Origin of the sequence: Nostoc sp. CHAB 5836, assembly GCF_020829445.1 — a bacterium.
GTDB lineage: Bacteria > Cyanobacteriota > Cyanobacteriia > Cyanobacteriales > Nostocaceae > Nostoc.
In genome coordinates this window covers 1-12,353 of sequence record NZ_JAIVFV010000008.1, presented here as the reverse complement: position 1 = coordinate 12,353, position 12,353 = coordinate 1, and the positions used below count along the sequence as shown (strand labels likewise).

The 12,353-nt window shown below is 43.6% G+C and carries 10 protein-coding genes; all 10 read left to right on the top strand.

Features of this window, described 5'->3' with window-relative positions; translation table 11 throughout:
• Nucleotides 1–296: 296 nt before the first annotated feature.
• The 10 genes from LC605_RS02875 to LC605_RS02830 all read left to right on the top strand — a co-directional run bounded on the left by LC605_RS02875 (nt 297) and on the right by LC605_RS02830 (nt 11,941).
• Nucleotides 297–1,556 carry a glycosyltransferase family protein gene (locus tag LC605_RS02875; RefSeq protein ID WP_229546071.1) on the top strand — a complete coding sequence of 420 codons (1,260 nt, stop codon included), beginning with the start codon at nt 297–299 and terminating at the stop codon, nt 1,554–1,556.
• Between the two features lie 28 nt (nt 1,557–1,584).
• Entirely contained in the window at nt 1,585–2,781 is a 1,197-nt protein-coding gene (locus LC605_RS02870) for a glycosyltransferase family protein (RefSeq protein ID WP_229546070.1), read from the top strand.
• 104 nt (nt 2,782–2,885) lie between these two features.
• Nucleotides 2,886–4,097, top strand: coding sequence for a glycosyltransferase (locus LC605_RS02865; RefSeq protein WP_229546069.1), 1,212 nt, complete (start codon nt 2,886–2,888; stop codon nt 4,095–4,097).
• 280 nt (nt 4,098–4,377) lie between these two features.
• Entirely contained in the window at nt 4,378–5,427 is a 1,050-nt protein-coding gene (locus LC605_RS02860; RefSeq protein ID WP_229546068.1) for a glycosyltransferase family 2 protein, read from the top strand.
• Nucleotides 5,428–5,665: 238 nt separating this feature from the next.
• Nucleotides 5,666–7,543 (top strand): ABC transporter ATP-binding protein, encoded by a 1,878-nt coding sequence (locus tag LC605_RS02855; protein WP_229546067.1) that lies wholly within the window; start codon nt 5,666–5,668, stop codon nt 7,541–7,543.
• A complete protein-coding gene (locus LC605_RS02850; protein ID WP_229546066.1) occupies nt 7,527–8,804 on the top strand; it encodes a histidine phosphatase family protein in 1,278 nt (425 codons plus the stop codon). The genes LC605_RS02855 and LC605_RS02850 overlap by 17 nt, the downstream gene beginning before the upstream one ends.
• On the top strand, nt 8,795–8,944 hold the full coding sequence (locus LC605_RS02845; protein WP_229546065.1) for a hypothetical protein: 150 nt from the start codon (nt 8,795–8,797) through the stop codon (nt 8,942–8,944). The genes LC605_RS02850 and LC605_RS02845 overlap by 10 nt, the downstream gene beginning before the upstream one ends.
• A complete protein-coding gene (locus tag LC605_RS02840) occupies nt 8,941–9,930 on the top strand; it encodes an NAD-dependent epimerase (RefSeq protein WP_229546064.1) in 990 nt (329 codons plus the stop codon). Before LC605_RS02845 ends, LC605_RS02840 begins: the two co-directional genes overlap by 4 nt.
• Nucleotides 9,931–9,947: 17 nt before the next feature.
• The gene (locus LC605_RS02835; RefSeq protein ID WP_229546063.1) at nt 9,948–11,561 is read left to right on the top strand and encodes an iron uptake porin; all 1,614 of its coding nucleotides are present in this window, start codon (nt 9,948–9,950) and stop codon (nt 11,559–11,561) included.
• Between the two features lie 113 nt (nt 11,562–11,674).
• On the top strand, nt 11,675–11,941 hold the full coding sequence (locus LC605_RS02830) for a hypothetical protein (protein ID WP_229546062.1): 267 nt from the start codon (nt 11,675–11,677) through the stop codon (nt 11,939–11,941).
• Nucleotides 11,942–12,353: the final 412 nt, after the last annotated feature.

Here is a 12,353-nt window from a genome sequence, read left to right as displayed (position 1 = left end):
TCGGCGTGAATAAATCAAAGTACATTAAGTAATGTAAAAAATTCTGGAATTAGTTTGTAGTCAGGACTTTAGTCCTCTTTTGAGGGCTGAAGCCCTCACTACAAACCTTGTATATTCATTAGCTTTGTTTCTGTCTAAAAATTAGTAAAAACCGATTGTGACAGTTCAGGGTGCGGAATGTAGGATAGAAGTAATCATGAGAATACTCTCATAAAAGTTTCATCTAAGACTCATCTAAAATTGCGACTCTATTTAGTAGAGCATCCATTCACTCAATAACAGAGGGGCATTTAGCTATGAGATTGATGGTATATTCTCACGATGGCTTCGGTCTCGGTAATATTCGCAGAATGCTAGCAATTTGCACTCACTTACTAGATTCAATTGAGGAACTTTCTATCTTAGTTGTTTCTGGTTCGCCGATGTTACATAGCTTTCGTCTGCCTAAAAGATTGGATTATATTAAGCTACCCTGCTTAAATCGGGGAACATCGGGTGAGATGTCTGCCAAGTATCTGGGGACAGAAATTGATGAAACAGTACAACTGCGATCGGAGTTAATTTTATCCGCGATCGCCAATTTTAAACCAGATATATTTCTAGTAGATAAAAAGCCTTATGGCATTCGTAATGAGTTAAAAGCTGCTGTCGAATACCTGAAGGCAGAATTGCCAGAAACTCCTCTGATATTACTGTTGCGCGACATTTTGGATAGTCCCGATGTCACCATTCAAGAATGGCAAAAGCACGGTTATTATCAAGCAATTGAAAAGTTTTATCAAAGCGTGCTTGTCGTTGGCACTCCAGAAATTTTCGACATTCGCCAAGAATATCAATTACCACCAATGATTGCCAACAAAATACAATTTTGTGGCTACATTCGCCAAGAATTAGAGCGTAAAAGTCCCAATCTCGTCCGCACAGAATTGCGACTCAACCCAGGAGAACGGCTAGTTTTAGTCACACCAGGAGGCGGTGAGGATGGCTTCGACTTAATTGATACCTATCTATCAAGTTTGGCATTGTTGCCTGCTTCTCATCAACTGAGAAGTTTGATTATATGCGGCCCGGAAATGCCTTTAGAAGATAGAACTGCACTAGAGTTGAAAGCAGCTTTATATCCGCAAGTACAGATGTGCGAGTTTACCGACGATTTAATGAGCTATATTGCCGCAGCGGATGCTGTGGTAGCAATGGGTGGCTACAACACCATCTGCGAGATTCTTTCAGCGGGTAAGCCAGCAGTGATAGTACCCAGAATTAAACCATCCCAAGAGCAATGGATGCGAGCAGAACATTTGACAAAGCTGGGAATTCTAACAGCTATTCATCCAGATTACCTGACTCCAGAAACATTGATGCGATCGCTGTTACAGCAAGTATATAGTCTACAATCTCAAATTTTCCCTCCCGCGATCGATTTGAATGCATTGCCCAAAATTAGCCAATATATCTCTACTTTACTAGCGAACAAAAAGAATCCAGTTCGAGTTGGCAGAATGTACCATCCAGCAGAACAATTACATAATTTAACGGCGATCGCCAAAATTACTTAAGTCAATACATTAGAGGAGTAAAGTTGTCATGAAACGTCTTATGTTCTACTGCCAACATATTTTAGGTATGGGGCATTTAGTTCGCAGTATCGAAATTGTCCGTGGTTTAACCAAAGATTTTCACATTTGTTTTATTAATGGTGGTGAAATCATTAATGAATTGGAAATCCCCCCTGGTGTTGAAGTTATCAACCTACCTGCAATTAAAACAGATAGTGAATTTCAAGAATTGCAAGTTGTAGATAATAATTTTAGCCTTACCGAAGTTCAGGAAATCAGAAAAAATCAACTCTTAGATATATTTAATGTTTTCCAACCTGATATTCTAATGATTGAGTTGTTTCCTTTCGGTAGAAGACGCTTTTCTTTGGAATTAATTCCCTTATTAGAAAAGGTCAAATCAACAGGTTCCACAAAAGTAGTTTGTAGCCTAAGAGATATTGTAGTTACCAAAAAACACAAGCAGGCAAAATACGAAGAAAAAATCTGCAACTTAATGAACCAGTACTTTGACCTATTACTGGTGCATGGCGACCCCAAATTTGTGCCACTAGAAGAAACATTTTCTAGAGTTCGTGACCTAAAATGTCAAGTAAACTACACCGGATATGTAGTACAAAAACCCCCGAAAAATCCTCTGTTGACTAGAGAAGAAAGAGAAATACTTAATTCTAATCAACCTATGATTCTAGCCAGCGTTGGAGGTGGAAGGTTTGGTCATGAATTACTTGATTGTGTAGTGCAAACAGCCCCTTTACTAGAGAAAAAACTGCCTCACCTCATCCAGATTTTTACCGGCCCTTTCATGCCAGAGGAAAAATTTCATCAGTTGCAAGCAATGGCAAAAGATAGCAAAAATATTCGTATTTGCTACTATACTCCTTACTTCCTAAGTTATATGCAAAAAGCAGAACTTTCGATAAATATGTCTGGTTACAACACCACATTGAATGTTTTAACAACAGGGGTACGAGCCATGATTCTTCCTTTCACTGGCAACGAAGATTTAGAACAAACTATGAGAGCGGAAAAATTAGACAAATTAGGAATCGTCAAAATGATAACTCCTAAGGATTTAAAACCAAATTTGTTCGCCGAAAAAATTATCAGCAACCTCAAAGAGCAACCGAAAAAAATTAGCTTTGATTTTGCTGGAGTTGAGCAAACTGCAAACATTTTAAGCAATCTAAATGGTAATCATAACGATAACCACAGAGTTGCTTAATGAGTGCTGTACATGGATAGCGGGGGTTTAGCCCGTGCTGAGTAAAAACACAATTTTGAATAATACTGTCTTATAAAAATCAGAGATTAACACAAATGAGAATCATGGAGAAAGTAAAAATTTGCATTACTACACTTGAATATCCACCAGATATTGGGGGAGTTGGTGAGTCAGTACATCGAATTGCAAAAATGTTAATTGACAGTGGTTATGAAGTCCACGTTGCAGTTTTTCGGTCTAAAGAACGCCTAGTTGCTGATGGAAGTTGTAGACGAGCCAGTTGCACAACAACACTGCAAAATGGTGTATTTGTGCATCGCATCAAGTCAGCAGCCCGCGATAGTGTAACAGAAATCCAAGACTTTTTTAGTGACGTTTATTTTCAACTCAAATACTTACATCAAAAGTATAACTATAACCTGTTTCATGCCTTTTTCATGAATGAAACAGGGTATGTAACGACACTTTTAGCAAAAGGAAATGATGTTCCGGTAATCAATAGCGTTCGCGGTAGTGACTTGCACAAGCATATTTTTAATCCAAAAAATCACGCTCAAATCGCATGGATTTTAGAAAATTCTGCTTGGGTAACATTTGTGAGTCGGGACTTGCAGAAAAGAGCTAGCGTCATTACTCCCAGTGTCAACTTAAAATCATCAGCTTTCTGGAATTCCATTGCACCTATCAACTTTGAGCAATTCCCTACTCCCTCTCTAGTTAACGAATTGTCAGGTATCGTGATTGGTTCATCGGGTAGATTCCGAGACAAGAAGGGAATTGAATTTCTCCTTGATGCCTGCGCCCAATTGAGTCAAGAGTTAGATTTAACACTTTTACTCATAGGTGATTTTGTGGAGAAAGAACGAGAATACTGGCAGCAACAAATACAGCAAAGTGGAATTGGCAAAAACCTCCGCATCACCGGAATCACCAGCCGCCAGGAAGCTCTAGCTTATCTGCCCCACCTAGATATTTTTGCCATTCCTTCACTGCACGATGGTTGTCCGAATACGCTCTTAGAAGCGATGTCAGCAGGCCGAGCAATTATTGGCACTCGTGTAGATGCGATCGCAGAAATTATCGAAGACGGTGTAAACGGTTTACTAATCAACCCCGGCAGTACAGAAGAACTGACTGCTTCACTGCGATATTTAGCAACTCAACCAGAACTGCGGCAAAAATTGGGTGCAGCAGCAAAGATAAAAGTCAGACAGCAGCTTGCCCCATCGGTAGAATACCAAAACTGGATCGATGTTTACCAAAAAACCTTAGCGACACCTGAATCAGTTTTGTTAGGCAAGGTATCTCTCGTGTAAGTAGGTCGGCGCAATTAAAGCTAACTGGCTAAGGCTGTCATTTGTCATTTGTCATTTGTCATTTACAAGGGTTTTAAACTTATTTACCTTTCGTAACATATTGCGCCAACTTACTTAGTCAAACAATTTTAGATTTTAAATTTTGGATTTTGGCTTGAAAACAATACGCAGTGCTGAGTCAGTAAGGTGTGTTGTCGCCAAAGGCCGCACCACCAAAGATTTACGGTGCGTTAGGACGTTCTGTCCATAACGCACTCTACCAGATTACAGAATTTAAACCATGAATAAGCCAAAAGTCACCATAGTTGTTTCGCAGCGTGAGAGATTCAGTTACACCCGCGAATCCCTAGAAAGTATTTACGAAAATACTCAAGTACCTTTTTCTCTAATTTATGTAGACGGCGGTTCACCTCGCCACATCCAGCGCTACCTCGAAGAACAGGCGCAAGAAAGACAATTCCAGCTAATCCGCACAGAACACTACCTTGCACCCAACCAAGCCCGCAACCTGGGTTTACAGCAAGTTGATAGCGAGTACCTAGTCTTTATTGACAACGATGTGATTGTCAATCCAGGTTGGCTGAACTCTTTGCTCGAATGCGCTCAAGAAACAGAAGCGACTGTAGTCTGTCCGCTTACTTGTATTGGTAAACCTTTGGGAGAAACAATACATCTGGCAGGTGGCGAGGCTCATATTTTTATAGAGTCCCAAGAAACTGGAATCAAGCGACGGGTGCATGAAAAACACTATTTTGTGAACCGAAAAGTCACCGATGTCTGCAATCAACTTTATCGGCAAAAATGCGAGTTTGCCGAATTTCACTGTATGTTGGTTCGCACCGAGATTTTCCAGCAGATTGGACTATTAGACGAGGGGTTGCTGAGTACGCGGGAACATATCGATTTTTGTCTGATGGTGGCTGAGGCAGGAGGTAATTTTTACTGCGAACCAGCTTCGGTAGTTACTTATGTACCGGGACTGAAATTTGAATTGCCAGAACTAGCATTCTTTATGTTGCGCTGGAGCGATGCTTGGGAAATTGCTAGTTTAGAACACTTCTCGCAAAAGTGGGATTTGATGACCAATGACAAGTACTTCAAGAAGCGCTATAAGCGGATGGGGCATCGTCGCCATCAGGGATTTTTAAAACCTTTACTAAGTCGTCTCGCCTTTGGGCAAAATCCCCTGTGGCTGGAGAAAATAGCGATCGCTCTCGAAAAGAAATTAAATCAGTATATTAGCGATCGCTATACTCAAAGCCAAGCTGCCTTTAAATCCACTGCAACCATTAACGAACCTGTCCCTGAACAATTGCTAATTCGTAATTAAGTTTTGTAATGGGGATTTAACCCCAATCGCATTACTTGCTACCTGTCTTATTGGAGTATTAAACCATGAGTATTTACTGCCATATCCTGTCTTACAAAGTTGCTCCTCGTCTCCCAAGGGGAGACGCTAAAAGCGATAGCGCAGCGTTAGCGAGTCCGCGAGCGTCTGGGGAGACCCCAAGACCGCACTTTGCGCTTCATTCCGTGAAATCCTTAAATCAGTTAAATCAGTGATCAAAATGGCGCGTCGAGATCCCAAAAGTCTGAGGGCAGCTTTACCGGGAATAGTGCAGATTTTACAGAGGTTTTCGCCGCAAATAGGTAAACAAAAGGCGTTACTGATTGTATCTTTTGTGGCATTGATGGCTGAGATTTTCTTGCACTTGCTAGAACCCTGGCCCCTCAAGTTTATCTTTGACTACATTCTTGTACCTGGTTTTCGATCTCAATCTTTGGGAATTCCCCTGCTGGCAGGACTCAGCCCGTTCGCACTCCTAACAGCCTTAACATTGGGATTAGTGGCGATCGCTTTACTACGGGCTACTGCTGCATACTTTAGTGTGGTGGGAATGGCGCTGGCTGCCAGTAATGTGTTAACTGAGATTCGCGCCGACCTTTACAGTCATCTCCAAAGCCTCTCTCTATCGTTTCACCACAAAGCCAAGAGTGGCGACTTAATCACTCGCGTCACCTCAGATATTGAACGACTGCGAGAGGTGACAGTAATGGCAGTATTGCCGCTAATTGCTCACTCTCTAACCTTGGTGGGCATGATTGGTGTGATGTTCTGGCTACATTGGGAATTAGCACTGATCGCCGCCGCCGTGTTTCCCCTGTTTATCTTCTTCACAATGCGGTTGACGAGACGCATTCGCCAAGTGGTGCGATCGCAACGTCAGCGTGAGGGCGCAATGGCTGCCACAGCCGCAGAGTCTATCGGTGCAATCAAAGTTGTGCAGGCGCTCTCTCTGCAAGGTATGCTGGAACATACTTTTTCCGGTCATAACCGCCAAAGTTTAAAAGAAAGTGCCAAAGCCCAAAAACTGGCAGCAGGGTTAGAACGATTGGTGGAATTGCTAGTGGGGCTTGCCACTGCCTTGGTGTTATGGCGGGGCGTGCAGTTGGTATTGGGGCAGGTGATTACACCAGGGGATTTACTGGTATTTGTCAACTATCTGCGGATTGCTTTTAAACCGATGCGGCAGCTTGCCAAATACACCGGGCAAATTGCCAAAGCAACCGCTTCCGGCGAGCGCATCCTAGACGTACTAGACACTGTACCCGACATCCGTGATTCGAGGGGGGCTATGGATGCACCATCTTTACAAGGAGGCGTGCGGTTTGAAAATGTCAGCTTTGCCTACGAATCGACAACGAGAATTCTGCACAACGTTAGCTTTGAGGTGCAGCCAGGTCAACACGTTGCCTTGGTGGGGCCTTCTGGTGGTGGTAAGTCAACCTTGGTAAGTTTACTGTTACGCCTTTACGACCCCCTAGAAGGGCGGATTTTAGTTGATGGTCACGACTTGCGCGAGTACAAGCTGCAATCTCTGCGGCAGCAAATCAGTGTCGTCTTACAAGAGAGCATTTTATTTGCCGCTAGTGTCAAAGATAATATTGCCTACGGTTGTTTGGGAGCTTCCGACCAAGCAATTGAACAAGCTGCCCGTTTAGCAAATGCCCACGATTTCATCATGGCGCTGCCTGAAGGCTACGACACTATTTTGGGCGAGAGAGGGGCAACTCTTTCGGGGGGACAACGGCAAAGAATTTCAATTGCCCGTGCTGCCATTCGTCAAGCTGCGATGTCTACGACGGGCTTTGCCTACGCAATTTTGGATGAACCGACGACTGGCTTAGACAACGAAAACGAACACGCCGTTAACGAAGCACTCAATCGCCTAACTCAAGAATGTACTACTTTTCTGGTTTCTCATAATCTTAGAACTGTTGAACAAGCTGATTTAATTCTCTACATCGAAGGTGGACAAATTTTAGAGCAGGGTACGCATAAAGAACTTCTTTGCTTGGGTGGACGGTACGCAGCAATGTATGCGTTGCAATCTGCCATTGGTAAAAATTCTCGTGAGGATGATGCCTATGCAATTGAAGCTTGATCAGAAAGGGCTAGTCCAATCTTTTGAATCTACAATCACCCGTGTAATTTTAGTGCGTCACGCACAGAGTACCTACAATGCTCAAAAGCGCTATCAGGGAAGTTGTGACGACTCTGTTTTGACCGAGAAGGGGCGCAGCGATGCCTATCAAACAGGTGTTGCTCTCAGGGGTATCAAGGTGGATCGAGTTTATACCAGTCCCCTGCGGCGAGTTCAGGAAACTTTAGCTGAGATTTTAGAGGGACAGGGGAGCAGCACTTCTCTCCGAGACGCTCCGCGAACGACTTCGCTCAGTGACCGGGGGGCAGGGGAGAACTTATTAGAAGTTTTTCCCTGTATCACTTCATCTCCTTATCTCAAAGAAATTGATATGCCTACATGGGAAGGAGTTACGTATAAATACGTGGAAGAGCATTTTGCGGCAGACTATCGCTGCTGGAAGGAGCGACCCCACGAGTTTCAGATGACACCGCAGTTGGAAAGAGGAAGTGTAGCAGTTGCTACCTCTGTTCAACAGCGATGCTTCCCAGTGCTAGATTTGTACGATCGCGCTGATCGATTCTGGCAGGAAATTTTGCCATTGCATACTGGCAAGACTATCTTGATTGTCAGCCACAGTGGCACAATTCGGGCGTTGATTAGTACTGCGATCGCAATGAAATGCGAGCAATATCACGTCCTGCAACAATCGAATTGCGGTATCAGCATTCTGAATTTTGCTACACCTGGTAATCAGCAGGGGCAACTTGCAGCAATGAATCTTACCACCCATCTAGGTGAAGTTCTGCCCAAACTAAAAGACGGCAAACAAGGTTTGCGTCTGCTTTTAGTACCAACCACCAGCACAGATCCAGATTTAATTGAGAACCTGGCCGAACGCCTTCAAACAGTACCAATAGATTTCAGCCTCAGCAGCGATTTAGAAAGTTCTCAATACACCGCCGAGCAACTGCTAAAATATCATCCCAAAACGGTGCAACTCCAAGTTCGACAGCAATATTTTCCCCAGATCTTACCACAAAAGCTCTCATTTCAACGTGCTATGATGTCATCCGATAACATCGATTCAACCTGTCTAACAACAGGATTAGTAATAGCCTGTCCCTCTATTATCGAAAATTTGCTCAGTCAGGTTTTGGACACCTCGCCACAGCGCTTGCAGCTAATTCCCAATACCTTGAGCATTATTTACTATCCTTCAAAAAGCCGTACCCCAGTGGTGCAAGCGATGAACATTGCTGAGTTAGGAGTTTGGAGTTAGGAGTTAGGAGTTTGGAGTTAGGAGTTAGGAGTTTGGAGTTAGGAGTTATTTCTCCCCCTGCCTCCCCTGCCTCATCTCCCTCATCCCCCTCATCCCCCTCATCCCCCTCATCCCCCTCATCCCCCTCATCCCCAATATGAAAATACTAGTCACCGGAGTTGCCGGTTTTATCGGATTTCATCTCGCACAGCGTCTTTTAACAGAGGGAATGCAAGTTTATGGCATCGACAATCTCAACGATTACTATGATGTCAACCTCAAAAAAGCCCGCTTGGCTCAACTTTACCCCCAAACTAAATTCACCTTTCAATTTTTAGACTTGAGCGATCGCCTTGGCACTGCTCAACTATTCCAAGATCGTACCTTTGATTGCGTAGTTCATCTCGCAGCGCAAGCGGGAGTTCGCTATTCTTTGCAAAACCCCTTTGCCTATGTAGATAGCAATCTCTCAGGGTTCGTCAACGTGTTAGAAGGTTGTCGTCATAGCCAAGTTGGTCATTTAGTCTTTGCTTCCTCTAGTTCTGTTTATGGCACCAATACTAAAGTACCGTTTGCCACAACTGACAACGTTGACCATCCAATTTCACTTTATGCTGCTACCAAAAAGTCTAACGAGTTGATGGCTCATGCTTACAGCCATCTATACAAACTGCCAACTACAGGATTACGGTTTTTTACAGTGTATGGCCCTTGGGGTCGTCCTGACATGGCATACTTCAAATTTGTGCAGGCGATCGCTCATAATCAGCCAATTGACATTTACAACTTTGGCAAAATGCAACGTGATTTCACTTACATTGATGATGTTATTGAGGGGCTGGTTCGAGTCATGCACAACCCACCTCAAGCTGATAATCAAGATATTGCCACCAGTAAAGTCCCTTACAAGCTGTACAATATTGGAAACAACAGTCCTATAGAATTAATGACGTTTATTGAAGTTATTGAAAAAACACTGGGTAAGCAAGCCAAAAAGAACTTATTACCCATGCAACCAGGTGACGTTCTTTCTACCTACGCTGATGTGGATGACCTGATACAAGACGTAGACTTTAAACCTGTAACTCAAATTGAGCAAGGCATCGAGCGCTTTGTGCAATGGTATCGAGATTATTACGGTTACTAAAAAACATTCCCAGAAGGATGAAAAAGCAATTTCGGTCAAAAAATCTCTGGAATGTATGCCATCTCAGCTTACTTACCTTTATATCCACCTTTGCATTGACAGGTAAAGTTTTTGCTAACGAAACCCCCCCGGTCACTGAGCGTACTTGTACTGAGCGAAGTCGAAGTAGCCGAAGTGCTGCCTTCCCTGATTCCCTCACCAAAATCAATAGTGTTTCTGAGTTAGCAGAGATTCAACCTACTGACTGGGCTTTTCAATCCCTGAAATCTCTAATAGCTCGCTACGGTGTAGTTGCAGGCGATCCTGATGGTAAATTTGGCGGCAACCAACCTCTGACTCGCTATGAGTTTGCTGCTAGTCTGGCTGCAACCATGAACCAAATCGACGAATTGATAAATACACAAACCGCTAACCAAGTCAACCAAGAAGACTTTGAAAACCTAAAGCGGTTACAAGCAGATTTTAGCGAAGAGTTAAAGATTCTACAAGCACGATTAGATAATGTAGAAAACCGCGTCTCTACAATCCAACGGTTTTCCACAACTACTAAATTACAGGGTGAAGTTGTTTTTGCTGTTTCTGGAGTTAGCAGCGGTGAAAAACCTGATGGTAGTGGTGATGCGATCGCCAGTAATCTTACCTTCAGTAGTCGCTCCCGCTTGACCTTTAATACTAGCTTTACTGGAAAAGATAACCTGAAATTTCGTCTGCAAGCTGGTAATCTCCCCAGAATAGACAATGCAACGGACACTGATATGGCTCGTTTAGCCTTTCAAACCAACACTAATAATCAATTTGAATTGAGTGTTTTGGAATATCGCTTTCCCCTAGGAGAACAAGCCAGAGTTTATCTGGAGGCAGAGGGCGGCGACCTTGATGATTTTACTAATATCCTCAATCCTTTTTTCAGTAGCAGTAGCCGTGGTTCTATTTCTCGCTTTGCACAGCGCAACCCGATTTATCGCCAAGGAGGGGGCGCGGGAGTAGGATTGAATTACGATTTGAGTGACTCTATTGACTTGAGTTTGGGTTATTTAGTTGACGATGCAAACGAACCAGAAATTGGGTTTGGTGGAGAGAACTATGCAGCGATGGCTCAACTCACTCTCGAACCCAGCGACTCTTTTGAAGTTGGCTTCACCTATATTCGTTCATATAATAACGTCAACACAGGTACAGGCTCAAGCCGCGCCAACGATCCTTTTGATGACGAAAGTGAAGCGATTGTTGCAGACTCCTTCGGCTTACAATCGACAATTGCAGTTGATGATAATTTAACAGTTTCTGGTTGGGTTGGCTTTACCAATGCAACAGCGATGGATCTGCCAAACAAGCCAGAGGCAAACATTTTTAACTGGGCGGTAACTTTGGCTTTCGTCGATCTAGGCGGGGAAAACAACCTTGGAGGAATTGCGATCGGGCAACCACCCAGAGTTACTAGCAATAATTTTGAAGTCGCAAATCAGGCATATGAAGATGAAGACACCGCACTTCATCTCGAAGCCTTCTACCGCTTCCAAGTTAGCGATCGCATCGCGATCACTCCAGGTTTACTAGTAATTACCAATCCAGAACACGAGGACAACAACACAATCTATATCTACACCATTCGTACAACTTTCGGCTTTTGACCGAACTGTTTACTTGTCGTCGGGGGCGATCGCTCTGGTCAATGATTGGCTAGAAAAGCGATCGCATTCTGGAAGTTTCGGCATAGTACCAGTGTACTGCTTTGAAAGAAGCGATGCCTGCGGCGGGCTACGCCTACGCACAGTTACAACTTCAAGTTCAACAAATTAAAGCATCCGGAGAAGTTGCACCACCAGGCTGTTGTGTTTTACGTTACCAAGCACGAGGTAACAAGGGAACTTACTGGTACTATAAGCTGCACGCTCAAGAGCCAATTTTTCCAACTCTTGATCCAAACAAATTAACTAAATACAAGCATTTGGGCAAAGCTGGAAGTCCCGAACACGTTAATGCTGTTATGCAAGTCCAGAGAAGAGTTTAACTCGACTCCCTGGTTTCGACTATTGATTCTCTTAGACAAAATGATTGTTTTAGGTATCAACTCGGTTTATCATGAATCAGAAGTACTTAAAGGGAGAGACAAGAATAAAAGTCAGGAACCCCACGCCTAAAGGCGGGGGCTTGGAAAAGCCTTAACCTGACCAGACTCAGTACGAAGGCGTACTACGTTAGAGGCAAGAGTTCAAGACCTACCAGGGGATGCGTTCGCGTAAGCGTGTCGTCAGACAAGCTAGTCCCTTGCTCTAGAACTAAACGATTAAACAGGCTTAAGGGGTTAAACCAGTGTCGTTTAGATAGTTACCGACCTCTAACATTGTCGTTCGCGCAGCGTCTCCCCTTGGGAGAAGCTAACTTTACTGGAGTAGCAAGGCAATTCCCGGCATACAGGGAAG